The sequence below is a fragment of the Solwaraspora sp. WMMD1047 genome (assembly GCF_029626155.1).
Classification (GTDB): domain Bacteria; phylum Actinomycetota; class Actinomycetes; order Mycobacteriales; family Micromonosporaceae; genus WMMD1047.
Genome location: NZ_JARUBL010000001.1, coordinates 3,467,765 through 3,493,350, shown reverse-complemented (window position 1 = coordinate 3,493,350; position 25,586 = coordinate 3,467,765). Strand labels below are relative to the sequence as shown.

The window sequence follows — 25,586 nt, the reverse complement described above, 5'->3', positions numbered from 1 at the left end:
CGCCCGAAGGAGAACCGTTCATGTCGAGAGCCCTCACCAGGACCGGCGCCCTGCTGATGCTGGTCTGTCTGGCCTTCACCTCGCTGACCGTGACCACCCGCCGGGAGGCGGCCGCCCTGGAACCGTTCACCGGCTACCTGATGGCCCACTTCACCGGTGAGTCGGCGAACGGCGAACAGATCTACCTCGCCCACAGCCGGGACGGGCTGAACTGGAGCGACCTGAACAGCGGGGGTCCGGTCCTGCTCTCCACGGTCGGTACCCGGGGGGTCCGGGACCCCGCGCTGGTCCGGTCCCCGGCCGGGGACCGTTACTGGATCGTCGCCACCGACCTGCGGATCGCCAGCGGCACCTCGTGGAACGACGCGGCGAACCGGGGCAGCACCTCACTCGTCGTCTGGGAGTCGACCGACCTGGTGAACTGGTCCGCGCCCCGGCTGGTGAACGTCGCCGCCGGCATCCCCGGCGCCGGCAACGCCTGGGCCCCGGAGGCGATCTACAACCCCGCCACCGGCGACTACGTGGTCTACTGGGCGACCAACTCGGCCCGCAACGGCGTGACAAAACACCGCATCTGGTACGCACGCACCAGCGACTTCCGCAGCTTCACCGCACCGCAGCTCTACATCGAGCGGCCCGGTAGCCAGGGCATCATCGACACCCAGCTGGTCGAGGTGCCGAACAGTGTCGGCGGTTACCGCTACTACCGGGCGTCGGCCGACGGCCACATCACCATCGAGGCCAGCAACTCGGTCCTCGGCTCCTGGACGACACTGGGCAACCTGTCGCACCTGGGCATCTCCAACGGCACCGGCGGCGGCAACGTCGTCGAGGGTCCGATGTGGGCACAGTTCAACGGGCGCAACGAGTGGGCCCTCTGGCTCGACCAGTACGCCACCGGCCGGGGCTACCTTCCCGTCACCTCGACGAACCTGGGCGCCACCGGCAACTTCCAGCACCGGTCCGGATACAGCATGGGCGGCAACCGCAAGCGGCACGGTTCGATCCTGAACCTGACCGCCGCCGAGGAGAGCCGGGTGCTGGGCCGGTGGGGGGCCAGCACCCCGGTCAACCGCCTCCAGTCGTACAACTACCAGGACCGGTACGTGCGGCACGCGAATCTCGACGTGCGCATCGACCCGAACGTCAGCCCCGCCCAGGACGCCCAGTTCCGGCTGGTCCCCGGGCTGGCGAACAGCTCCGGATACCTGTCGTTCGAGTCGGTCAACTACCCGGGCTACTACCTGCGGCACTACGGGTACGACTTCGTGCTGGCCGCCAACGACGGCTCGGCCACCTTCGCCGCCGACGCCACCTTCCGCCGGGTCGCCGGGCTGGCCGACTCCGGCTGGTCGTCGTTCCAGTCGTACAACTTCCCGGACCGGTACCTCAGGCACTACGGGTACCTGCTGCGACTGGATCCGATCACCGACGCGCAGGGCCGCAGCGACGCCACCTTCCGCGTCACCTCCTGACCGCCGCGCCGGGCCGCCACCCGCGCGGCCCGGCGGGACCGGCGCCCGGTTCAGTCGCGGGGTGCCGGGCCGGCGCTGGCGAGGACGTTGCCCACCATCCGGCGCACGGCGTCGGTCGGCGGCCGGGCGCCCCGCCGGTCGGCGTAGAGGAGATGCCCGGTGCCGATCAGCATGGCGGCGAGCGTCTCCACGTCGGCGTCGACCGCCAGCCGGCCCACCGCCTGCTCCGCGGCGAGGTAGTCGGCGATCATCGTGGCCGCCTCGGTCAGGACCGGCACCCCGGCCGGCCAGGTCTGCCGCAGCCGGCTGCGCAGCTCGTCGCGGAAGCTGACCAGCGCGACAACCGCCACCGCGACCGATTCGAAGAGCGCCGTCAGCGCGCCGGTGAGGTTGTCGGCGACCGTGCCGGTCCCGGCTGACTCGCGCAGCGCGGCGGTTCGGGCGTTCATCCGACCGCTGCGATCCAGCACGAAGGCGGCAAGAAAGTCGTCGAAGTCGGCGAAGTGCCGGTGCAGGACCCCCTTGGCACAACCCGCCTCCGCCGTGACCGACCGGCTCGTCAGGGCGCTCGGACCGGCCCGGAGCAGGACCTTCTCGGCGGCGTCGAAGAGTTGTTCGCGCACGTCCCGGATGGCCACCCCTGTCGGCACCGGCACTCCTCTCGATTCCTGCCCGCCCTGCGTCGCCCTTCGGAGCTTGCCAGAGTGGGCATCTGCCCACTACTGTGGGCGCATGCCCACTCTGGCTGGTGATCCGTCCCGTCCCGCCCCGCCCCGACCCGGTTCCGACGGCCACCGCCAGGTGGCGGAGTCGTTCGGCATCGACCCCGAACGCTACGACCGGACCCGACCGCGCTATCCCGACGCCCTGGTCGAACGGCTCACCGCCGACAGTCCCGGCGGCCGGGTCCTCGACGTCGGCTGCGGCACCGGCATCGCAGCCCGGCAGTTCCAGGCGACCGGCTGCCGGGTGCTCGGGGTCGAACCCGACCCACGGATGGCGGAATTCGCCCGCCGCCGGGGACTCGACGTCGAGGTGGCGACCTTCGAGGACTGGGAGCCGGCCGCCCGGCGGTTCGACCTGGTGACCGCCGGCACGGCCTGGCACTGGATCGACCCGGTCGCCGGCGCCGCCAAGGCGGCGCGCATCCTGCGGCCCGGCGGTCTGCTGGCCCCGTTCTGGTGCGTGTCCGACCTGCCCGCCGAGGCGGCGGGCGCCTTCGCCGCGGTCTACCGGCGGGAGGTTCCCGACGCGCCCTTCGATTTCGCCGGTGCGTCGGCGCAGTCGGGGCCGGCCGGCTATCAGCCGCTGTTCACCCGCGCCGCCGAGGGCATCCGGGCGGCCGGTGGATTCGCCGAACCCCGGCAGTGGCAGGTCGACTTCCAGCGCGCCTACACCCGCGACGAGTGGCTGGACCTGCTGCCCACGTCCGGGGCCCTCACCATGCTCCCGCCGGACCGACGGGCGGCGGTGCTGTCGGGGGTGGGGGACGCGATCGACGCACTCGGCGGCGGTTTCACTGTGCCCTACAGCGCGGTTGCCGTCACGGCGGTACGAACCGGCGCCGACGGGGCGGCCGCCGACCCGGCCGACCGGCGCCGACCCCGCTGACCCCGTCCGGTCAAGAGGTGATCTCCAGGAACCGGTCGATCATCGCGTTGACCTGCGTCGGCACCTCGAGCTGGACGAAGTGGCCCGAGCCGACGGTCTGCCCGATGCTGGCCTGCGGCGCCAACTCGGCCAGCCGGGCGTAGTCGGCGAACGGGGCGTTCGAGCCGACGTAGAGCAGTGGCCGGTCCCAGGCGGTCAGGGCGGCCGCGTCCGCCTCGTTGGCGATGTACTCGGCGAGCCCGGCGATGGGCTCGTAGGCGACCTGGGTGCTGGGCTGGGACATCTGGGCCACCACCCACTCGACCAGGCGGGGATCGGACTGCGGGAGGAAGTACGACCGCACGATCGACTCCCGGACCTCGCCGGAGGTGTCGTCGCGCAGGCTCTCGGCCACCTGGGCGATCCCCTCCGCGGCGCCCGGCGGACCCGCCACCGCGGAGTCGAGCATGATCAGCCCACGGAAGCGGTCCCGGTCCCCGGCGGCGGCGGCCAGCGACCAGACCCCACCGAGGCTGTGCCCGATCACCACGATCCGGCGCAGGTCGAGCTCGGCGGCGAACGCCTGGAGCCGGGCGGCCATCTCGGGCACGCCGTAGCCGTCCGGCGGCGGTGGGCTCTGGCCGTGCCCGGGCATGTCCACCGCGATGACCCGCGCGCGCCGGCGGGCCAGATGCCAGGCGATCGGGGTCATGAACTGGTGGTTGCAGCACCAGCCGTGCACCAGCAGGAAGGGGTCACCCCGGCCGCGTCCGTAGGTCCAGTACCGGATGCCGGCCGCGGTACGCCCGTCCGGCGCCGGTCGCGCCTCGGCACCGGGGTACCAGCGCGTCGCGGTGGGGTCCATCGCCACGTCGACTTCCTCGGACATCGGAACCTCCTGGCGAGCGAGACGTCGACGGGCCGGATGACCGGACGCACCACAAGCGTAATTGACGATACGTGACTCGTACGCCACCGATCGTGAATCCTTCGGGCGGTTCTCGTTGACGGCCGAGTAAGCCATTTCACCTATCCGCCCCCGCTTGCCAACGCAATCATTTCAATCGATACTTGGAAGGCTTGCGGAGCCGGGCCGGCGAGGATCACGGGCAGTCCTCGGGTCGTACCGTCGGCGCCCCGCCCGTCCCAGTAGACGGGCATCCAGAGCTCGACCGCGGGATCGCCGGCGGTTCGCGCTCCTCCCCCACCTCACCAGGCCGTTCGGTGACCAGCTGACCCCACGGGCGATCCGAACGGTCCTCCCCGCGAGCCCGCGGGCGCCCTTCCGGGCGCCGCGCCGAGCCCGTAACCACCACAGAAAAGGATTCGACATGATTGGCAAGAGAGCGTTGCTGGCCACGGTGACGGTTGCCGTCGCCGGTGCACTCGCCGCCGGGACGGCGGTGTCGATGGCACCGTCGGCCAGTGCGGGTACGACCCTGCGGGCGGCCGCGGCGGAGAAGGGTCGTTACTTCGGTGCGGCGGTGGCGACCGGGAAGTTCTCCAACAGCACCTACCTGACCATCCTGAACCGCGAGTTCAACAGTCTCGTGGCCGAGAACGAGATGAAATGGGACGCGACCGAACCCCAACGCGGGGTGTTCAACTACAGCGGCGGTGACCGCATCGTCAACCACGCCCGCGCCAACGGCATGACCGTCCGCGGCCACGCCCTGCTCTGGCACGCCCAACAACCCCGCTGGGCCGAAGGACTGTCCGGCACCGACCTACGCAACGCCGCCATCAACCACGTCACCCAGGTCGCCACCCACTTCCGCGGCCAGATCCACTCCTGGGACGTGGTCAACGAAGCCTTCGCCGACGGCGGCAGCGGCGGCCGACGCGACTCCAACCTGCAACGCACCGGCAACGACTGGATCGAAGCCGCGTTCCGCGCCGCCCGCAACGCCGACCCCGCCGCCAAACTGTGTTACAACGACTACAACACCGACGGCATCAACGCCAAGTCCACCGGCATCTACAACATGGTCCGCGACTTCAAAGCCCGCGGCGTGCCGATCGACTGCGTCGGCTTCCAGTCCCACCTCGGCACCACCCTGGCCAGCGACTACCAGGCCAACCTGCAACGCTTCGCCGACCTCGGCGTCGACGTCCAGATCACCGAACTCGACGTCATGCAGGGCGGCAACCAGGCCAACATCTACGCCGCCGTCACCCGCGCCTGCATGAACGTCACCCGCTGCACCGGCATCACCGTCTGGGGCGTGCGCGACTGCGACTCCTGGCGCGGCTCCGACAACGCCCTGCTCTTCGACTGCAACGGCAACAAGAAACCCGCCTACGACACCACCCTCAACGCCCTCAACGCGGGGCCCGGCATCACTCCCCCGCCGAACCCGACGACCCCGCCGCCGAACCCCACCACGCCACCGCCGAACCCGACCACCCCACCGCCCGGAACCGGCGGCTGCACCGCCACCGTCACCCTCAACTCCTGGACCGGCGGCTTCGTCGCCGCCATCCGCGTCACCGCCGGCACCAACGGCACCACCGGATGGACCGTCACCACCACCCTGCCCAACGGCGCCACCGTCACCAACACCTGGAGCGCCACCGCCAGCGCCAACACCGGAACCATCCGATTCACGAACGTCAGCTACAACGGCCGACTCAACCCCGGCCAGACCACCGAATTCGGCTTCCAGGGCAACGGCACCGCCACCGGCATGACCCCCACCTGCACCGCCAACTGACCCACCGAACCGGCGCGCCGGCGGTGCGGGAACCCTTACCGGTTCCCCGCACCGCCGGCGCGTTCCGCGCTCGGCGGAGGACCACCGGGCGGGTGGTGCCGATCGGCACCACCCGCCGGGTCGGGGAAGTACCGCGGGGGACGTCAGAAAGCGGCCACCGGCCGGCGGTTCGGCGTACCGCCGGCCGGTGGCCTTCAACCCGGCTCCGGGAGCCACGACCGGACCGGGTGGCTGGGGTTCAGGCGTCGATCAGGAGGTCGTGGTGCAGGTGAGGTTCGTCGGCGGGTTGTTGGCGCCGGTCACCGCGGCGATGAAGCCGAACGTGGTGGAGCCGCCGGCGGGCAGGGCACCGTTGTACGCGGCGTTCGTGACCGTGACGTTCGCCCCGCTCTGGGTGTGCGTACCGCCCCACACCTGGTTGAGGCGCTGACCATCGGTGAACGTCCAGGCGACCGTCCACCCCCGGATCGGAGCCGAACCCGCGGTGACGGTGACCTCGCCCTGGTAGCCGCCCGGCCAGGAGTTCGTCACCCGGTAGACCGCCCGGGCGCCGGACGGCGCGGGCGGGCTGGTTGTGGTCGGGATCGCGGTCGGGGTCGGCGTCGGGGTCGGGGTCGGGGTCGGGGATTCGGATGGCGTCGGGGTGGGGGTCAGCGTCGGGGTGGGGGTCACCCCGGGGCGGGCCGCCCGGTACGTGTGGCCGGCGCGGACGTCGAGGGCGACAACGTCCGTCTCGGGGCGGGTGGTGGCCGGCGTGCTGCCGTCGGCGGTGTCGACGAGGGTGAAGGCTCCGGTGAAGAGTCGGGAGCGCAGCCGCACCGAGCCGTCGCGGTCGGCCCGGACGACGAACTCGTCGGTCTGGCCGCCGGTCCAGGCGATGCCGACGGTGTAGCCGCCCCGGCCGCGTAGTCCCGCCACCTGGCCGGTGGGCCAGGCACTCGGCAGCGCGGGCAGCAGATGCAGCTCCCCGTTGTGGCTGTGCAGCAGCATCTCCGCGATGCCGGCGGTGGCGCCGAAGTTCCCGTCGATCTGGAACGGCGGGTGCAGGTCGAACATGTTCGGGGCGAGCCGATCGGTGCGTACCAGGTCCCGCAGCAGCTTGTGGGCGCGGGCGGCGTCCTCCAACCGGGCCCAGAAGTTTATCTTCCAGGCGAGTGACCAGCCGGTTCCGTCGTCGCCGCGCAGCTCCAGGGTCCGGCGGGCGGCCTCGTAGAGCTGTGGGGTTCCTCGCCTGGTGATCTGGTTGCTGGGATGCAGCCCGTAGAGGTGGGAGACGTGCCGGTGGTTGCGCTCGGGCTCGATCCAGTCGGCGAGCCACTCCTGGATGTTGCCGCGGGAACCGACGCGCATCGGTGGCAGCCGGTCCCGCGCGGTGCGGGTCTGGGAGCGGAAGGTGGCGTCGACGCCGAGCACCTCGCTGGCCCGGGCGGCGGCGTCGAACAGGTCGCGCAGGATCTGGTTGTCCATGGTGGGTCCTGCGCAGACGCTAACGTCGGCGTGATGCGCCAGCTCCGGCGAGTTCGACGGGTTCGTGACCAGGTAGCCAAGGGTCGGATGGGCGACCAGGGTGTCGAGGAAGAACTGGGCGGCGCCCTTGAGGGCCGGGTAGTTGGCCCGGAGGAGCTCGATGTCGCCGGTGAACAGGTAGTGCTCCCAGATCAGCGACGCCAGCCAGGCGCCGCCCGTCTGCCACATGCCCCAGAACGCGCCGTCGACAACCGAGGCGCCGCGCCAGGCGTCGGTGTTGTGGTGGGTGACCCACCCGCCGGCTCCGTACTGCGCCTGGGCGACCCGGGCTCCGGTCACCGCGAGATCCCGGACCATGTCCAGCACCGGCCGGAAGCACTCGGAGAGATTCGTGGTGTCGGCGGGCCAGTAGTTCATCGGCAGGTTGGCGTTGATCGTGTACTTCGAGTCCCAGGGCGGGGTCATCGAGTCGTTCCAGATGCCCTGCAGGTTCGCCGGCTGGGTGCCCGGCCGGGAGGAGGAGATGAGCAGGTACCGCCCGAACTGGAACAGCAGCGCCGAGAACTGCGGGTCGTTGGTGCTGGCGTGCTGGGCGATCCGGACGTCGGTGGGCTGGTCCGCGGCGGCGGTCCGACCCAGGTCGATGGTCACCCGGTTGAACAGTGCCTGGTAGTCGGCGAGGTGGCGGCTGCGCAACTGGTCGAGGCCGACCTGGCGGGCCGCGCTGAGCCGGTTGCGCGCCATCGCCTGGTAGTCGCCGTTGACGATCCGGTAGTTGACGTAGCTGGAACCGATCGACACCAGGACCGTCACGCTGGTGGCGCCGGACACCCGCAGGGTGCCGCCGGAGCTGCTGACCGTGCCACCGGTCACGGTCGCGTTGGCCAGGGCCAGGAAGCGCACCGAGCCGGTGACCCCCTCCATGTTGCCGGAGATGCCGTCCAGCGCGATGGTGGCGCCGTCCGGACTGGACACCGTGGTCCGCTGCGGGCTGTCGAAGGTGGCGTTGAACGAGATCGAGTTGGCGCGGTCGGCGGTCAACCGGATCACGATCACCTGGTCGGGCGCGCTGGCGTACATCTCGCGCTGGTACCGGACCCCGTTGAGCACGTAGGTCGTGGTGACGGTGGCGGTGGTGAGGTCGAGGGTCCGGTTGTACTGCGACGCCCCGCTGGCCGACCCGAGGGCCAGCCGGAGGTTGCCCACCGGCTGGTAGGCGAGCTGGCCGCCGGGGCTCCCCATCATCGTCTGGTTGATCAGATCCTGCGCCTGGCCCCACTGGTCGGCGAAGACCCGCCGCCGGATCTCGGCGAGGTTCGCCGCACCCCGGGGGTTGGCCGAGTCGTATGGGCCGCCGGCCCAGACGGTGTCCTCGTTGAGCTGGAGCCGTTCGGTGTCGACGTTGCCGAACACCATCGCGCCGAGTCGGCCGTTCCCGATCGGCAGCGCACGGAGCCAGTCGGTCCCCGCCGGCTCGTCGTACCACAGCGCCATGTCCCCCGCGGCCAGCACCTCCGGCGGCGCCACCGCGCCGGCTCGGGCGACGGCGCTCCACGCGACCGGCAGCAGCGCCGCGCCGGCGCCCGCCGCCCCGGCCATGAGTACGTTCCTTCGTGTCACGTCGGGCATGTTCTCTCCAAGCCGCGCAGATCGGATGGTGGTGCGGTCGCGGGGGGTGGCGCCGGTTCCCCCGGTCAGGACGCGGTGCAGGTGGGCGTCGGGGTCGATGCCGTGCCGCTGCCAAGGAAGCCGAACGTTGCCGATCCCGCCGCCGCAAGGGCACCGTTGTAGCTGACGTTCGTCACCGAGGCGGTCGAGCCGCTGATGCTCAGGTTGCCGTTCCAGACCTGGGCGATGCTCTGGCCGCCGGCCAGGTTCCAGCGCACGGTCCATCCCCTGATCGCCGAGGCGCCGGCGGTGACGGTGACCTCGCCCTGGAAGCCACCGCTCCACGTGCTCGTGGTGCGGTAGGTGGCGGTGCACCCGCCACCGCTGGGCGGCGGCGTGGTCGTGGGCGGCGGGGTGGTCGGCGGCGCGGTGGTCGGCGGCGGAGTCGTGGGTGGCGGCGTGGTGGGTGGCGGCGTGGTCGGCCCGGAGCCCTGGCTGAACTGCCACCAGTTGACGTTGAACAGGTTGCCGCTGCCGCCGGCGAACCGCAGGAACACGTCCTGGGTGCCGGTGGCGCCGCTTACCGGACAGGTGACGGTGGTCCAGGTCTGCCAGCCGCCGGTGCCCGCGACGGTGCAGGTGCCCACGGTGGTGCCGCTGGCGCTGCCGAGCCGCACCTCGATCCGTCCGCCGCTTGTCGCCGAGGCCACCCGGGCGGTGAACGAGGTGGCGCCGGAACCGAACGCGACCCCCTTGACCTTGATGTAGTCGCCGTTCTCGAGCCAGCCGACGTTCATGCCGCCCTCGCTGGCCGGCTCGGTCTCCACGCCGGAGGACCAGGCGATCGTCTCGGCCTCCTGACGCAGATACGGGTTGAGCGTGCCGATCTGAGGCGCCCCGGTGGTGGTCATGTTCATCGTCGGGATGGTGCCGTCGGACCGGTAACTGAACTGCTCCACCGCGACCGAGCGGGCGTAGCCGCCCCCGCCGGGCAACGCGCCGTTGTGGTAGAAGAAGTACGAGCCGCCCTTGTAGTCGATGACGCCGGGGTGGTTCGTGAACGAGCTGCCCTGCCTCGGCATGACCGTGCCCCGGTAGGTCCACGGCCCGGTCGGGCCGGGGGCGGTCGAGTAGGCGATGAACTCCGAGCAGCATTCGGCCGCGAAGACGTTGTAGTACGTGCCGTTGCGCTTGTAGACCCAGGGACCCTCCTCGTAGAGGGTCGGGCGGCTCGTGTTGCCGCTCCGGGTGCCGAAGCCGGCGGTGGTGAGCGGGATCTGGGTGGCGCTACCCGAGTACGAGATCATGTCGGAGTTCAGGCGCACGTACCACAGGTTCGGGTTGCCCCAGTAGAGGTACGCCTGCCCGTTGTCGTCGATGAACGCGTGCGGATCGATCTCGCCGTTCTCCACCAGCGGACGGCCAATGGCGTCGCGGAACGGACCGGTGGGGCTCTCGGAGACGCCCACGCCGATCGCCATCCGTCCGGTGGCCCGGTTCTTGACCGGCACGTACCAGTAGAAGCGCCCGTTGCGTTCGATGGTGTGGCCGGCCCACGCGTCGGCGCTGGCCCAGCTGAACGTGGCCAGGCTCATCGGCGAGCCGTGGTCGGTCCAGTTGACCATGTCCACCGAGGAGAAGACGCGCCAGTCCCGCATGGTGAAGTAGGTGGACCCGTCCTCGTCGTGACCGGTGTAGAGGTAGACCCGTCCGTCGTGGACGAGCGGCGCCGGGTCGGCGGTGTAGATCGTCTGCACGATCGGGTTGTCGGCGCGGGCCGCGCCCGGAACCGCGGCGAGCACGCAGAGCAGGCTAGCGAGCAAGGCGACACCGCGCCTCCGGGCAGATCTGTTCACGGTCGCCCTCCTTGGGCCGGGACGGAATCTGAAGCCATGGTGGAACGTCGATGTGAGCGCTAACAGGCGCTGCCACTCGCACCTGACATCGATATGTACGATTGTTGAGCTGATGCACCGGGCCCCCGGCGACCCGCACCACCGCTCATATGGACTCTTGTCGATGACGATCCGGTCGTCAAGATGTGTGGTGAAGGTTTCGCGAAAGGTTTCACGCTCAGCGCCACCGGCCAGCCGGTGGCCGCAACCGCCCCAGCCTGGGCTAACAGGCCGGTCCTGTCGGTCGGGCGGACCGTCCACGCGCGGTTGCCAACGAAATGTTGACGCTAACATTTCGGCCCAGCCAAGCATCGTTTGCTGCTGGGCGCCATGATCAGGCGTTCACCGTAGACTTTCGGTCGTGATCGAAAGCGGCAGGCGGTACCGCGCCCGCAAGCCCCGGCGCGGTGACCTGCCCATCGCGACGATCGCCGAGCTGGCCGGAGTCTCCCCACCCACGGTCTCGAAGGTCCTCAACGGCCGCAGCGGGGTGGGTGAGCAGACCCGGCAACGGGTCGAGGCGCTGCTGCGCGACCACGGCTACCGCCGCCGCCCGGACGGCGGGCTGATGCACTCGATCGAGGTCGTCTTCCATCAGATGCTGCCGGCGATAGCGATGGAGATCCTGCGCGGTGTCCAGGAGGTCGCCAGCACGGACGACTGCGCGGTCGGCTTCACCGATGTCCGGCCCCGGATGCGGGCCGGGCTGCCCTGGGTGGAGCCGCTGCTGCTGCGGCAGCCGACCGCCGTCATCACCGTCTGTTCCCTGGTCACCGCCGAGCACAGCGAGAAGTTCGCCGCCAGCGGCATCCCGTTCGTCGTCATCGACCCGGTCGGGGACCTGTTCCCCACGCCCACCGTCGGGTCCAACAACTGGAGCGGCGCCCTCGCCGCCACCCGGCATCTGCTAGACCTCGGTCACCGGCGGATCGGCGTGCTGACCGGCCCGGTCAAGGATCTGTCCGCGCGGGCCCGGCTGGACGGATTCCGGGCCGCGCTCGACTACGCCGGCGTGCCGTTCGACCGGAAGCTCGAACGTTGCGGCTTCTTCACCTTCGAGGACGGCCAGGACCTCGGCGGCGACCTGCTCGCTCTGTCCGAGCCACCCACCGCCGTCGTCTGCGGCAACGACCTGCAGGCCCTCGGCCTCTACGCCGCGGCGCACCAGGCCGGCCTGCGGATCCCGCACGACCTGAGCGTGGTCGGCTTCGACGACATCGACCAGGCGGCCTGGCTGGCGCCGCCGCTGACCACGGTGCGGCAGCCGTTCGCCGAGATGGGCGCCACCGCCGCCCGGCTGGCGCTGACGCTGGCCGACGGGCGTCCGTTGCCCCAGGAGAGGTACGAACTCGGCACCGCACTTGTCGTCCGTGGCAGCACCGCACCGCCCCGATGACCAAAGACTTTTGTTCGGTTCCTACAACTGATGCGCCGAGGGCTTCGGAGCTCGCGCTATGGCGCCGCCCGCCGCCAGCCGGCAGGGTGACCACTGTCGGGGCAACGTCCCGACGGGCGGTCGTGGGTCTACCGGAGGGGTCGATCGGGTGTTCAGCCGTATTGCCATCGTCAACCGTGGTGAGGCCGCGATGCGGCTCATCCACGCGGTCCGGGAGCTGGCAGCGGAGACCGGGAGGCGGATCGAGACAGTCGCCCTCTACACCGACGTCGACCGGACCGCCACCTTCGTCCGGGAGGCGGACATCGCCTACGAGCTCGGCCCGGCCGCGGCCCGCCCGTACCTCGACCTCGCCGTGCTGGAACGCGCACTGGTGCAGACCGGCGCCGACGCCGCCTGGGTCGGGTGGGGCTTCGTCGCCGAATCCCCCGCATTCGCCGAGCTGTGCGAGAAGGTCGGCGTCACGTTCGTCGGCCCCAACGCGGACGCCATGCGCCAGCTCGGCGACAAGATCGGCGCGAAGCTGATCGCCGAGGAGGTCGGCGTACCGGTCGCGCCGTGGAGCCGGGGCGCGGTCGAGACCCTGGACGCCGCCCTCGCCGCGGCCGCCGGCATCGGCTATCCGCTGATGTTGAAGGCGACCGCGGGCGGCGGCGGACGCGGCATCCGGGTGGTCACCAACGAGGCCGACCTCGCCGACGCGTACGAGCGCACCAGCCAGGAGGCGGCGCGGGCGTTCGGCAGCGGCGTGGTCTTCCTGGAGCGCCTGGTCACCGGCGCCCGCCACGTCGAGGTCCAGGTGATCGCCGACGGTCAGGGCACCGCCTGGGCGCTCGGGGTGCGCGACTGCTCGGTGCAGCGGCGCAACCAGAAGGTCATCGAGGAGTCCGCGTCGCCGGTGCTCAGCCCGGCGCAGGCCGAAGAGCTCAAGGCGTCGGCCGAGCGGCTGGCCGTGGCGGTCGGCTATCGGGGCGCCGCCACGGTGGAGTTCCTCTACCACCCCGGCGACCGCCTCTTCGCCTTCCTGGAGGTCAACACCAGGCTGCAGGTCGAACACCCGATCACCGAGTCGACCACCGGTTTCGACCTGGTCAAGGCGCAGCTGCACGTGGCCGCCGGCGGTCGACTCGAAGGCCGGCCGCCGGTGGAGCGTGGGCACGCCATCGAGGCCCGGTTGAACGCCGAGGACCCCGACCGCGACTTCGCCCCCTCCCCCGGCCGGATCGCCCGGCTGGACCTGCCCGCCGGGCCGGGCATCCGGGTGGACACCGGGGTCAGCGAGGGAGACACGATTCCGGCCGACTTCGACTCGATGATCGCGAAGATCATCGCGTACGGGCGGGACCGCGACGAGGCGCTCGGCCGGCTGCGCCGGGCGATGGCGGACACCACGGTGATCATCGAGGGCGGGGCGACGAACAAGAGCTTCGTGCTCGACCTGCTGGACCAGCCCGAGGTGATCGACGCCAGCGCGGACACCGGCTGGATCGACCGGGTCCGGGGCGCGGGCCGGCTCGTCGCGCACCGGCACTTCGGGGTCGCGCTCGCCGCCGCCGCCATCGAGGCGTACGAGGAACAGGAGCGCGCCGAACGGCAGCGGCTGCTGGCGACGGCGGCCGGCGGTCGCCCCCAGGTGCAGCACTCCGGCGGTCGGCCGCTGGACCTCAAGCTGCGCGGCGTCAGCTACCGGATGCGGGTGGCGCGCACCGGGGCGTACCGGTTCCGGGTGGGCATCGAGGCCGGCGGTGCCGTGCACGGCGCCGACGTGCAGCTCGACCGCTTCGACCGGCACACCGGTCAGATCGTCGTCAACGGCGCCCGCCACCGGTTGGTGACCGGAACCCACGGGCCGGTGCACCTGATCGAGGTGGACGGCGTGACCCACCGGGTCAGCCGCGACGAGGGCGGGGTGCTCCGCGCCCCGATGCCCGCGCTTGTCGTCGCCACCCCGGTGCCGGTCGGCGCCGAGGTGGAGCAGGGCGACCCGGTGCTGGTGCTGGAGGCCATGAAGATGGAGACGGTGCTCCGGGCGCCGTTCCGGGCCCGGCTGAAGGAGTCGTCGGTCGCGGTGGGCAACCAGGTGGAGACCGGTGCGCCGCTGCTGCGGCTGGAGCCGCTCGCCGACGACGACGCCGAGGCCGCGGACGACCCGGCGGCCGGCGCCGTCGAGCTGGACCTGCCGGCCGCCCCGGCACAGCTCCCGGCGCAGGCGCGCGCCGCCCGCGGTCAGGAGGACCTGCGCGGCCTGCTGCTCGGTTTCGACGTCGACCCGCACGACGACCGCCGGGTGCTCGACGACTACCTCGCCGCCCGGCGCGCCACGATCGAGGACGGCCATCGGCCACTGGCCGCGGAGCTCGACCTCGTCGAGCTCTTCGCGGACCTCGCCGAGCTGAGCCGCAACCGGCCGACGGGCGAGGAGAGCGGCGACGGCCACCTGCACAGCGACCGCGAGTACTTCCACACCTACCTGCAGAGCCTCGACGTCGAACGGGCCGGGCTGCCGGCCGGCTTCCAGGCCAAGCTCGCCAAGGCGCTCGGCCACTACGGCGTCACCGAGCTGGAGCGCTCCCCGAACCTGGAAGCCGCCGTGTTCCGGATCTTCCTCGCCCTGCAGCGGGGATCCGCCGACGCCCTGGTCGTCACGGCGCTGCTGCGGGCCTGGCTGCGGGAGCCGCCGCCGGAGCAGAACCTGCACGAGCCCGCCGGTCTCGTACTGGAGCGGCTGGTGGCCGCCACCCAGGTCCGGTTCCCCGTGATCGCCGACCTCGCCCGCGGCGTGGTGTTCGCCTGGTTCGCCCAGCCGCTGCTGCGCCGCAACCGGGCCCGGGTCTACGCCGAGGTACGCCGGCATCTGCGGCATCTGGACGCGCACCCGGACGCGCCGGACCGCGCCGAGCGGATCGCGGCGATGGTACGCAGCACCGAACCACTGGTACGGCTGCTCGGCCAGCGGCTGGTCCGCGACCATCTCGACAACGCGGTGATGCTGGAGGTGCTGACCCGCCGCTACTACGGCAACAAGGGGCTGGCCGCCGTCCGCTCCCGTACCGTCGCGGGCTGCACCTTCGTGGTGGCCGAGCGCGCGGACTCCAGCGTGGTCTCGGCGGCCGTACGCTTCGACGCGCTGGGCGCCGCGCTGCGCGGGCTCGCGGAGCTGGCCGGCGCGGCCGACTCCATCGACGCCGACATCTACCTCGCCTGGGAGAACCAACCGGCCGACTTCGACGCGATGGCGGCGGCGCTGCTGGAGGTCATCGCCGCCCATCCGCTGCCGCCCCAGGTCCGCCGGGTCACCACCACCGTCGCGGGTCGCGCCGGGGCGGTGATGCACCACCACTTCACGTTCCGCCCCGCCAGCACCGGCCTGGCCGAGGAGCGGCTGATCCGCGGCCTGCACCCGTACATCGCGCAGCGGATGCAGCTGGAGCGGCTGCGCAAGTTCGACCTCACCCGGCTGCCGTCGCTGGACGAGGAGGTCTACCTGTTCCAGTGCGTGGCCCGGGAGAACTCGTCGGACGAGAGGCTGGTCGCGTTCGCACAGGTGCGCGACCTGACCCAGCTGCGCGAGCAGGACGGCCGGCTGGTGGCGTTGCCGACCACCGAGGACACCGTCGCGGCGTGCCTGGACTCGATTCGTCGGGCGCAGTCGCAGCGCCCGGCGAGGACCCGCTTCAACACCAACCGGATCGTGATCTACGTCTGGCCGCCGAGCGAGCTGACCCGCGCGGAGATGGAGATGATCGCCGGGCGGGTCCGTCCGACGACCGCGGGCGCCGGGCTGGAGGAGATCCTGTTCATCGCCCGGCAGCGGGATCGCACGACCGGCGCGCTGACCCGGGTGGCTGTCCGGATCTCCTTCGACGCGACGGGCGGGGCGGCGCTGACCGTCGGCGAGCCGCCGGTCGAGCCGCTCGAACCGCTCGACGACTACCGACTGAAGGTGCTCCGCGCGAGCAGCCGCAACACGGTGTACCCGTATGAGCTGACCGCACTGCTCGGCGACTTCGTCGAGCACGACCTCGACGAGAACCACACGCTGGTGCCGGTCGATCGGCCGCGCGGTCGCAACCGCGCGGCGATCGTCGCCGGCCTGGTCACCGCCGCGACGCCCCGGCACCCGCAGGGCGTCACCCGGGTGGTGCTGCTCGGCGACCCGACCAAGGCGCTGGGTGCCCTGTCGGAGCCGGAGTGCCGCCGGGTGATCGCGGCGCTGGACCTGGCCGAGCGGATGCGCGTTCCGCTGGAGTGGTACGCGCTGTCGGCCGGCGCCCGGATCTCGATGGACTCGGGCACCGAGAACATGGACTGGGTGGCCGCCGCGCTCAAGCGGATCGTCGAGTTCACCCAGGCCGGTGGTGAGATCAACATCGTGGTCGCGGGGATCAACGTCGGCGCCCAGCCGTACTGGAACGCCGAGGCGACGATGCTCATGCACACCAGGGGAATCCTGGTGATGACGCCCGACTCGGCGATGGTGCTGACCGGGAAGCAGTCGCTGGACTTCTCCGGTGGGGTCTCCGCCGAGGACAACTTCGGCATCGGCGGCTACGACCGGGTGATGGGGCCGAACGGGCAGGCGCAGTACTGGGCGCCGAACCTGGCCGCGGCGCGGGACGTGCTGATGGCGCACTACGACCACACGTACGTCGTACCGGGTGAGAACTCGCCGCGACGGGCGGTCACCGCCGACCCGGTGGACCGGGACATTCGGGCCTTTCCGCACCTGCTGGCCGGCAGCGACTTCAGCACCGTCGGCGAGATCTTCTCCGCCGAGTCCAATCCGGACCGGAAGAAGCCGTTCGACATCCGGATCGTGATGCGGGCGCTGGCCGACCAGGACCACCCGGTGCTGGAGCGCTGGGCGGGGATGGCCGACGCGGAGACGGCGGTGGTGCAGGAGGCACACCTCGGCGGCATCCCGGTCTGCCTGCTCGGGATCGAGTCGCGGACCGTGCCGCGGCGGGGCTTCCCGCCCACCGACGGTCCGGACACCTACACGGCGGGGACGCTGTTCCCGCAGTCCTCGAAGAAGGCCGCCCGGTCGATCAACGCGGCCAGCGGGAACCGGCCGCTGGTGGTGCTGGCGAACCTGTCCGGCTTCGACGGCTCGCCGGAGTCGATGCGCAAGCTGCAGCTGGAGTACGGCGCCGAGATCGGCCGGGCGATCGTGAACTTCCGTGGCCCCATCGTGTTCTGCGTGATCTCCCGGTACCACGGCGGCGCGTTCGTGGTCTTCTCCAAGGCGCTGAACCCGAACATGACCGTGCTCGCGCTGGAGGGCTCGTTCGCCTCGGTGCTGGGCGGCGCTCCCGCCGCCGCGGTGGTCTTCTCCCGCGACGTCGACGCGCGGACCGCGGCCGACCCGCGGGTGCGGGACCTGGAGGCCCGCGCGGCGGCCGCGTCCGGTACCGACCGCGCCGCGTTGGCCGCGGAACTCGACGAGCTCCGTTCGTCGGTGCGGGCGGAGAAGCTCGGCGAGGTGGCCACCGAGTTCGACCGGCGGCACAACATCCAGCGTGCCGTGCAGGTCGGCTCCGTGGACGCTGTGGTCCGGGTCGCCGAACTGCGCCCGCGGATCATCGACGCGATCGAGTCCCGGATGACCTGACCGGTCGGCGCCACCCGTCGCGGCGGCGGCCGGGTCAGCTGGGGAAGGCGAGCAACCGCAGCAGCTCGGCCAGCCGTTCGTGGTCCTTCGGCGTCACCGCCGCCAGCAGGCCCAGCTCCACCGCGTGCGCGGACTGGCGTGCGCGGGCGAAGAGGGCCCGGCCCGCGTCGGTCGCGACCAGCACGTTGGCGCGCCGGTCGGCCGGGTCGGTACGGCGCTCGACGAGCTGCCGTTCCTCCAGCTCGTCGACGAGGGCGACGACCTGGCTCGGGTCGAGGCGCAGGAAGTCGGCGAGTTCCCGCTGCGTCGGGCGGACACCGTCGGCGGCCAGCGCGAGGATGGAGTACGACCGCGCCTTGAGCCCGTGCTGGGAGAGGGCGGCGTTCGCGGCGGCGAGGGTGAGCGCGTTGGCGCGGGCCAGCAGGAAGCTCAGGTCCCCGCCGAGCACGCTGTCGCGCAGACCGGCGGTTCCGGTCGGCCTCGTCCTGCCGGTGGGGGGCATGGCGCGGATGGTAGCAAGTTCTCGGATAATTGACATTTTCAACGGTCCGTGCTCAGATCGGCTTCGACGCGAAGGAGTTTTCCCATGTCTCTGGCCGGCAAGGTCGCCATCGTCACCGGGTCCGGCCGTGGTCTCGGCCTCGCGTACGCGCGAGAACTGGCCCGGCAGGGCGCATCCGTCGTCGTCAACGACGTGGATGCCCAGACGGCGACGGACGCCGTCAAGACGATCGAGGAACTCGGCGGTCGGGCGGTCGCGGTGGCGGCGCCGGTCGGGCCCACCGAGACCGCGAAGGAGCTCGTCCAGACCGCGGTCGACAGCTTCGGGCGGCTCGACATTCTGGTCACCAACGCCGGGGTGCTGCGCGACACCGTGCTGTGGAAGATGACCGACGACGACTTCGACACCGTCATCAACGTGCACCTGCGGGGCACCTTCACGACCGTGCGGGAGGCCGTGCTGCACATGCGCGCGGCCGGCGAGGGTGGGCGGATCATTTGCATCGGGTCCCCGACCGGCCAACGGGGCAACTTCGGCCAGACCAACTACTCCGCCGCCAAGGCGGGCATCGTCGGCATGGTGCGCACCTGGGCCCTGGAGCTCAAGCGCGCCGGTATCACCGCCAATGCCGTCATCCCCGTCGCCGCGACCGCCATGACGGCCACCGTTCCCTACTTCGCCGCGGCGATGGCGGCCGAGGCCAACGGCGAGCCGATGCCGCCGTTCTTCCGGCACGATCTCGGCTTCGGCACCTCGGACGACGTGGCCGGCCTGATCGCCTTCCTCGGCTCCGACGCGGCGGCGACGGTGACCGGGCAGGCGATCGGGGTGGGCGGCGACCGGCTCCAGATCTGGACCCACCCGGAAGCGGCGCTGACCGCCTACCGGGAGGGCGGATGGAGCTACCAGGCGCTGGTCGAGGCGTGGCCGGCGCAGTTCGCCGGGGCGCTGCAGAGCGTCGGGGAGAGCTTCCCCGAGCTGCCCGAGGAGTTCAGGTCCGCCGACGCTCGTCCGGCCTGACCGGGGGTCACCAGCCGTGTATCAGCCCGCCATCGACCTCGACGCCGTCACGGCGATCGACATGCACGTGCACATCGAGGTCGACGACCATGGGCACCCCGCGCTGCCCGACCCGCTGGCGGCGGCCGCGTCGAAGTACTTCCGGGCGGACGGTCCCCGGCCCGCCGTCGACGCGGTGGCCGACTACTACCGGGAACGCGGGATGGCCGCGGTCGTCTTCACCGTTGACGCGCGTACCCAGCTGAACCATCAACCGGTGTCGAGCGTCGAGATCGCCCGGGCGGCGACCCGGCACGCCGACGTGCTGATCCCGTTCGGGTCGGTCGACCCCCGGACCGGGCCGGCAGCGCTCGACCTGGCCGCCCGGCTGATCTCCGACGAGGGGGTACGCGGCTTCAAGTTCCACCCGACCGTGCAGGGCTTCGACCCCAGCCACCAGGAGTACGCCCCGCTGTGGGGGCTGCTCGAGCGGGCCGGCGTGCCCGCGCTCTTCCACACCGGCCAGACCGGCATCGGGGCGGGACTGCCGGGCGGTTACGGCCTGCGGCTCGGGCTGTCGAACCCGATGCTGCTCGACCCCGTCGCGGCGGACTTTCCCGAGCTGCAGATCATCATGGCCCACCCGTCGGTGCCCTGGCAGGACGAGGCGTTGTCGGTGGCCACCCACAAGCCCAACACCTGGATCGACCTGTCGGGGTGGAGCCCCAAGTACTTCCCGGCGGCACTGGTACGGCACGCGAACTCGCTCCTGAAGCGCCGGGTACTCTTCGGCACCGACTATCCGCTGCTCACCCCCGACCGCTGGCTGCGCGACGTGGCGGCCACGGAGCTCAAGCCGGAGGTGCTTCCGGACATCCTGAAGCACAACGCCGCCCGGCTGCTGGGGCTGGCGCCGGCGGACGGGGAAACGACGACGAGAGGGAACCCATGACGACGACGATCACCTACGATCAGCTCGCCGACATCGCCGGCACCGACCTCGGTTACACCGAGTACCGGACGGTCACCCAGGAGCAGGTAAACCTGTTCGCGGACGCCACGGATGACCACCAGTGGATCCACGTCGATCCCGAGCGGGCGAAGAACGGTCCGTTCGGTGCGCCGATCGCCCACGGCTTCCTTACCCTCTCGCTCGCCGTGCCGTTCTGGACCGAGCTGATCGAGGTCAAGGGCGTGTCGACGAAGGTGAACTACGGCCTCGACAAGGTGCGCTTCCCGGCCCCGGTCACGGTCGGCTCGCGGGTACGCATGCAGGCGACGATCGCCGAGGTGGTCGAGGTGTCCGGCGGCTACCAGCTCACCGTGGACCAGACGATCGAGATCGAGGGCATGGCCAAGCCCGCGGTCGTCGCGCGGGGCCTGTACCGGTTCTACGCGTAGCTCCCACCCCTGGCCAGCACCTCCCAGGAGACTGACGATGAACCCACCCGGACTCGGCAGCTGGCTGGACAAGCGCCGGCTCAGGTCGCCCGACAAGGTCGTGCTCATCTACGGCGAGCAGGCGACGATGACCTACCGGCAGCTCGCCGACGGCGCGGACCGGGTCGCCGCCCTGCTCGCGGGCCTGGGCCTGCGGCGCGGCGCGACCGTGGCGTACCTGGGTGAGAACAGCCCGGAGTTCCTGCAGGTGATGTTCGGGGCGGCGCGGCTGGGTGCCGTCTTCGTGCCGGTGAACACCCGGCTCGCCCCGCCCGAGATCGCGCACGTGTTGACGGATTCCACGGCGCACCTGCTGATCCACGACCCGGAGTTCGCCGAGCGGGTGGCGCCCGCCGTGGCCGCCGCGCGGACTCCGCACGTCATCGTCACCGGGACCGGAACCGCGGACGCCCCGGGGTTCACCCGGCTGCTGGACTCGGTGGCGACGACCGCGCTACCGCCCATCGCCGGCACCCCCCAAGATCCCGCCGCGATCGTCTACACCTCCGGGACGACCGGCCGGGCCAAGGGTGCCGTGCTGACCCACGAGAACCTCACCTGGGTCGCGCTCAACTGCATCGTCGACTACGACATCGTCTCGACCGACGTGGCGCTGATGATCTCGCCCCTGTTCCACGTCGCCTCGCTGGGCATGGGGGCGCTCCCGGTCATTCTCAAGGGCGCCACGGTCGTACTCGAGAAGGGGTTCGAGCCGGGGCGGGCGCTCGCCCAGATCGAACGGCACGGCGTCACGATGCTCTCCGGCGTGCCGACGACGTACCAGCTGATGGCCGACCATCCGGCCTGGGACTCGACCGACCTCTCGACGCTGACGAAGCTGACCTGCGGCGGTTCGGCGGTGCCCGCCCGCATCCTCAACGCTTACGAGGAGCGCGGGTTGTCGTTCTCGCAGGGTTACGGCATGACCGAGACCTCGCCGGGGGCGACCTCCCTGCCCGCCGCGATGACCCGCGCCAAGCAGGGCAGCGTCGGTCTACCGCACTTCTTCACCGAGGTGCGGATCGCCGACGGAACCGGTGCGGTCGCACCGCCGGGCACCGTCGGTGAGATCGAGGTGGCCGGTCCGAACGTCTTCCCCGGCTATCACGGCCTGCCCGCCGCGACGGCCGCCGCCTTCACGGCCGACGGCTGGTTCCGCTCGGGCGACCTCGGCCGGCTGGACACCGACGGCTTCCTCTACATCTCCGGGCGGATCAAGGACATGATCATCTCCGGCGGAGAGAACATCTATCCGCCCGAGGTCGAACTCCTCATCAGCGAGATCGATGGGGTGACCGGGGTGGCCGTCATCGGCGTGCCGGACGAGCGGTGGGGCGAGGTGCCGTGGGCGATCCTGACCGTCCGGGACGGGTACCGGCTCGACGCGGAGACGGTCCGGGCGCGCCTCGACGGCAGGCTCGCCCGCTACAAGCTGCCGAGGAACGTCATCATCGTCGATGAGCTGCCGCGGACCGCTTCGGGGAAGGTGCGAAAGGCGGACCTGCGCGACCGGTTCGTGGCGCCGGCGCGGCCCGGGGATTGACGAGCGCGGCGAACTCCGCCTCGGACGCCTCGATGAGGCTGTCGTGCATCCGCCGGTAGACCTCGGCGGAGAGGGCGGCCGGCCACTGCGCGTCCATGAACTCGCGGGGCAGTCTGGGATCGGCGCGCAGCAGCGCGAGCCAGTCGGCCACCAGCATCGTCCGGACGGTGAGCGCGCTGGGCGCCAGCTCCGCCGCGGTCGGCTCGCCCCAGATCTCGATGAAGGCGAGATGTTCCCGCCGTATCGCCTCGACGTCCCACGCGGAGCGGACGCTGTCGCCGATCGGGAAGCCGGCCAGTTCCCGGGCGTGGAAGGCGACCACGGCGTTGGGCGGCAGGTCCTGCTGCAGCGGCTCGAGGGAACCGGCGAGGTCGACCTCGCCCGGCGCGAGCCAGAGTCCGTCCCGGATGGGCGCGAAGCCCTCCCAGGTGAGGGTCGAGCGCAGCCGGTGGCGCAGCGTCCGCTGTCCTTCGGGGATGGAGAAGGTGACAAGAGTCCAGCCCTCCCCCTGCGGATCGAACGGCCGTGGACCGCGCACCCGGTGCGTCGCCTCCCGCAGCACCGCCACGCCGTGCTCGGTGAGCGAGAACCGGATCTCCCGCCCGCTCCTGCTGCGCACGAGAATTCCACTGTGTACGAGACGGTCCAGGGTCGCCCGGGTGGCCGGGGCGCCGATGCCCGCCCCCTCCAGGACGCCGATCAGGGCGCTGGCGCGGATCGGTCCGGTAGCGTCGTCGACGACGTGCTCACCGAAGAACGCGAGCAGCAGCTGCTTCGGCTGACGACTGCGCACAGCCCTCCCTCCCGGCTGGTCCGTCTTCACCGGCTGGTCCGTCGTCGACGGGGGTCACCGGGCCGGATGCGGGGCGACAGCCTCTCCGCGCTTGGCTCGCTGGATCTGATCGTAGACATGCGTGCGCAGCTCCGTGAAGCGCCGCAGGGCCCGGGTCGCGAGCTGGTCGCGCTCCGGCGGGAGGTCGACCGCGAGGTCCTCCTGGATCCAGGTCGGTGAATTCGACAGCACCAGGACACGCTCCCCCAGGTACACCGCCTCGTCAATGTCGTGCGTCACGAAGAGCGTCGATATCTTGCGGGTCGTGTGCAGCTCGCGGACGAGGTCCTCCAGGTCCGCCCGGGTCTGCGCGTCGACCGCGGCGAACGGCTCGTCCATGATCAGAACCTCGGGCTGGTACGCGATGGCGCGGGCGATCGCCACCCGCTGCTGCATTCCGCCGGAGAGCTGCCACGGGTGGCTGCGGGCCGCGTGCGGGAGGCCGACCGCCTCGATCGCGTCGGTGACCAGCCGGTCCCGCTCGGCCCGGGAGAGCTTCTTGTGGCGCAGCGGGAGTTCGACGTTTCCGCGCACCGTCAACCACGGGTAGAGGCTGCGGCCGTACTCCTGGAACACCACGGCCATCGCCGGGCTCGGACCGGTGACCGGCGCGCCGTCCATCTCGACCAGCCCGCTGGTGGGCCGCAGCAACCCGGCGAGGCATTTCAGCAGGGTGGTCTTGCCGCAGCCGGAGGGACCGACGATGCAGACGAGTTCGCCGGCGTTCATCGCGAAGCTGATGTCGCCGATCGCCTCGACGTCACCCGCCGCGGACTGGTAGACCTTCCGCAGGTGTTCCACCCGCAGCAGGGCGCTCCGATCAGACACGGTTGACCTCTCTCATTCCGTGGTACCAGCGTAGGACGCGCCGCTCGACGAAACCGAAGACGACGGCGAGCACGACGCCGATGAGGCCGAGCAGGAGGATGCCGCTCCACATCTCGGCGATGAGGTAGTTGCGCTGGAAATAGGCGATCCGGTAGCCGAGCCCGGACGACGACGCGAACATCTCCGAGATGACCATCAGGATGAGGGCGACCGAGAGTCCCTGCCGGACCCCGGTCATGATCCGCGGACTCGCCGCCGGTAGGACGAGGAACCACAGTCGTTCCCAGCGGGTGAGCTGGAACGAGTCGGCGGTGTCGGTCATCACGCTGTCGGTCGACCGGACGCCGTCGATGGTGTTCAGCAGGATCGGCCACACCGCGCCGGAGATGATGACGACGACCTTCATCGTGTCGGTGATGCCGAGCAGCAGCATCGCGACCGGGATCAGCACCGGCGGCGGGATGGCCCGGAAGAACTCCAGCAGCGGCTCGAGGAGTTCCCGCAGCCAGTGCACGAGTCCGATCACGGCACCGGCGGCGACGCCGATGACGATCGAGGCGAGGATGCCGAGGGCGAGCCGGTACAGGCTGGGCAGCACGTCGTCGATGAACGCCCGGCCGACCCAGGTGTCCACGAACGCCTCGGAGATGGTGAGCGGGCCGGGGAAGAACCGGTTCGTCGACCTCGTCGCCCAGACGCCCCAGAGCACCACGCATCCGAACGGCAGCCCGAACGCGAAGAGGAGGCTGGCGGTGATGCGGGCGCCGGCGCGGCGCAGCAGCGGACCGGGCGCGGTCCGGGTCGGGTACGGGGTCACCGGGGCTCCTCTCCGCGTACCGACTGGTGCCAGGCCAACGAACGGCGCTCGATGAAGCGGAAGACCAGGTTCACCAGCAGGCCGAGCAGCCCGGTGACCACGACGAGGGCGTACAGGCCGACCGCGTCTCCGGCGGAACGGGAGAGTTCGATCATGCGCCCGAGGCCGGGATTGCCGATCACCATCTCCGCGGTCACCGCGAGGATCAGGGCGACCGCCGCGGCGAGCCGCACGCCGGTCATGAGGTACGGCAGGGCGGTCGGCAGCACCAGGTAGGCGAGGCGTTCGCGGCGGGTGAGTCCGAAGCTGCGGGCGGTGTCGCGGGCTACCGCGTCGACATCGGCGACGCCGTAGATCACCTGCACGAAGACCTGCCAGAACGACGCGTAGATGATGATCACGAGGGCGGCCCGCATCTGCAGTCCGAACATCAGCACGGCGAGCGGAATGAGGGCGACCGACGGGATCGGCCGCAGGAACTCCACGAGGGTGTGCGTCGCCCGGCGCAGGAACGGCACCAGGCCGACGATCGTTCCCAGCGCGACGGCGGCGAGCGTCGCGATCGTCAGCCCGATCGCCCACGACCTCATGGTCAGCCCCAGCCGGCGCCAGAAGGCGAGATCGCGGAACTCCTCAAGCAGCCGCCCGGCCACGTCGGTGACGTACGGCAGGTACTGCGAGCTGATCAGTCCGAGGGTCGGGATCAGTTGCCAGACGAGGAGAAATCCCAGCAGGCCGACGGTGCCCAGCAGCGCCTTGCGCAGCGAACGCAGGCGTCGGGTGGGTGGTGCTCGCATATCACTCCCGGGGTCGGTCGACGGGTGCGCACCCCCTCCCCGGGTCCCCGTACGCCTGGGAAGGGGGTGCGC

18 protein-coding genes are annotated in these 25,586 nt (G+C 71.3%); 9 read left to right on the top strand and 9 right to left on the bottom strand.

All coding sequences use genetic code 11. From position 1 onward, the window contains the following. The first annotated feature begins 20 nt into the window (after positions 1 to 20). On the top strand, positions 21 to 1,475 hold the full coding sequence (locus O7627_RS15830; RefSeq protein WP_278094277.1) for a glycoside hydrolase family 43 protein: 1,455 nt from the start codon (positions 21 to 23) through the stop codon (positions 1,473 to 1,475). A 50-nt stretch (positions 1,476 to 1,525) separates the two neighbouring features. Here O7627_RS15830 and O7627_RS15825 read toward each other — a convergent pair whose 3' ends face one another. Beyond that, positions 1,526 to 2,125, bottom strand: a complete 600-nt coding sequence (locus O7627_RS15825; RefSeq protein WP_278094276.1) for a TetR/AcrR family transcriptional regulator — start codon at positions 2,123 to 2,125, stop codon at positions 1,526 to 1,528. A gap of 82 nt (positions 2,126 to 2,207) precedes the next feature. On the opposite strand from O7627_RS15825, the gene O7627_RS15820 reads away from it, so the two are divergent. Beyond that, positions 2,208 to 3,086, top strand: a complete 879-nt coding sequence (locus O7627_RS15820; RefSeq protein WP_278094275.1) for a class I SAM-dependent methyltransferase — start codon at positions 2,208 to 2,210, stop codon at positions 3,084 to 3,086. A 10-nt stretch (positions 3,087 to 3,096) separates the two neighbouring features. On the opposite strand, the gene O7627_RS15815 is transcribed toward O7627_RS15820, so the two are convergent. Beyond that, the gene (locus tag O7627_RS15815; protein ID WP_278094274.1) at positions 3,097 to 3,954 is read right to left on the bottom strand and encodes an alpha/beta hydrolase; all 858 of its coding nucleotides are present in this window, start codon (positions 3,952 to 3,954) and stop codon (positions 3,097 to 3,099) included. 442 nt (positions 3,955 to 4,396) lie between these two features. Here O7627_RS15815 and O7627_RS15810 point away from each other — a divergent pair, with 442 nt between their 5' ends. Beyond that, entirely contained in the window at positions 4,397 to 5,779 is a 1,383-nt protein-coding gene (locus O7627_RS15810; protein ID WP_278094273.1) for an endo-1,4-beta-xylanase, read from the top strand. Positions 5,780 to 6,028: 249 nt separating this feature from the next. Here the strand turns inward: O7627_RS15810 and O7627_RS15805 are convergent, their stop codons facing one another. Beyond that, the gene (locus O7627_RS15805) at positions 6,029 to 8,875 is read right to left on the bottom strand and encodes a glycoside hydrolase N-terminal domain-containing protein (RefSeq protein ID WP_278094272.1); all 2,847 of its coding nucleotides are present in this window, start codon (positions 8,873 to 8,875) and stop codon (positions 6,029 to 6,031) included. 65 nt (positions 8,876 to 8,940) lie between these two features. Further along, positions 8,941 to 10,656 (bottom strand): family 43 glycosylhydrolase, encoded by a 1,716-nt coding sequence (locus O7627_RS15800; protein ID WP_278094271.1) that lies wholly within the window; start codon positions 10,654 to 10,656, stop codon positions 8,941 to 8,943. A gap of 454 nt (positions 10,657 to 11,110) precedes the next feature. Between O7627_RS15800 and O7627_RS15795 the strand changes: the two genes are divergently transcribed. Next, positions 11,111 to 12,145, top strand: coding sequence for a LacI family DNA-binding transcriptional regulator (locus tag O7627_RS15795; RefSeq protein ID WP_278094270.1), 1,035 nt, complete (start codon positions 11,111 to 11,113; stop codon positions 12,143 to 12,145). 148 nt (positions 12,146 to 12,293) lie between these two features. Then, entirely contained in the window at positions 12,294 to 17,756 is a 5,463-nt protein-coding gene (locus O7627_RS15790; RefSeq protein ID WP_278094269.1) for a carboxyl transferase domain-containing protein, read from the top strand. A gap of 34 nt (positions 17,757 to 17,790) precedes the next feature. On the opposite strand, the gene O7627_RS15785 is transcribed toward O7627_RS15790, so the two are convergent. Next, positions 17,791 to 18,258 (bottom strand): MarR family winged helix-turn-helix transcriptional regulator, encoded by a 468-nt coding sequence (locus tag O7627_RS15785; protein WP_278094268.1) that lies wholly within the window; start codon positions 18,256 to 18,258, stop codon positions 17,791 to 17,793. Between the two features lie 84 nt (positions 18,259 to 18,342). On the opposite strand from O7627_RS15785, the gene O7627_RS15780 reads away from it, so the two are divergent. From O7627_RS15780 to O7627_RS15765, 4 genes are read left to right on the top strand one after another with little or no spacing between them, the layout of a single operon-like run. Then, entirely contained in the window at positions 18,343 to 19,278 is a 936-nt protein-coding gene (locus tag O7627_RS15780; RefSeq protein WP_278094267.1) for an SDR family NAD(P)-dependent oxidoreductase, read from the top strand. Positions 19,279 to 19,294: 16 nt separating this feature from the next. Next, the gene (locus tag O7627_RS15775; RefSeq protein WP_278094266.1) at positions 19,295 to 20,209 is read left to right on the top strand and encodes an amidohydrolase family protein; all 915 of its coding nucleotides are present in this window, start codon (positions 19,295 to 19,297) and stop codon (positions 20,207 to 20,209) included. After that, positions 20,206 to 20,658 carry a MaoC family dehydratase gene (locus O7627_RS15770; protein WP_278094265.1) on the top strand — a complete coding sequence of 151 codons (453 nt, stop codon included), beginning with the start codon at positions 20,206 to 20,208 and terminating at the stop codon, positions 20,656 to 20,658. The genes O7627_RS15775 and O7627_RS15770 overlap by 4 nt, the downstream gene beginning before the upstream one ends. Positions 20,659 to 20,695: 37 nt before the next feature. Then, on the top strand, positions 20,696 to 22,240 hold the full coding sequence (locus O7627_RS15765; RefSeq protein WP_278094264.1) for a long-chain fatty acid--CoA ligase: 1,545 nt from the start codon (positions 20,696 to 20,698) through the stop codon (positions 22,238 to 22,240). Here the strand turns inward: O7627_RS15765 and O7627_RS15760 are convergent. From O7627_RS15760 to O7627_RS15745, 4 genes are read right to left on the bottom strand one after another with little or no spacing between them, the layout of a single operon-like run. Continuing rightward, positions 22,146 to 23,033: a PaaX family transcriptional regulator C-terminal domain-containing protein gene (locus tag O7627_RS15760; protein WP_278094263.1), complete on the bottom strand. Its 888-nt coding sequence runs from the start codon at positions 23,031 to 23,033 to the stop codon at positions 22,146 to 22,148. The genes O7627_RS15765 and O7627_RS15760 overlap by 95 nt on opposite strands. Positions 23,034 to 23,087: 54 nt before the next feature. Then, entirely contained in the window at positions 23,088 to 23,900 is an 813-nt protein-coding gene (locus tag O7627_RS15755) for an ABC transporter ATP-binding protein (protein WP_278094262.1), read from the bottom strand. Further along, on the bottom strand, positions 23,893 to 24,717 hold the full coding sequence (locus tag O7627_RS15750; RefSeq protein ID WP_278094261.1) for an ABC transporter permease: 825 nt from the start codon (positions 24,715 to 24,717) through the stop codon (positions 23,893 to 23,895). The genes O7627_RS15755 and O7627_RS15750 overlap by 8 nt, the downstream gene beginning before the upstream one ends. Further along, positions 24,714 to 25,514, bottom strand: coding sequence for an ABC transporter permease (locus O7627_RS15745; protein ID WP_278094260.1), 801 nt, complete (start codon positions 25,512 to 25,514; stop codon positions 24,714 to 24,716). The genes O7627_RS15750 and O7627_RS15745 overlap by 4 nt, the downstream gene beginning before the upstream one ends. Positions 25,515 to 25,586: the final 72 nt, after the last annotated feature.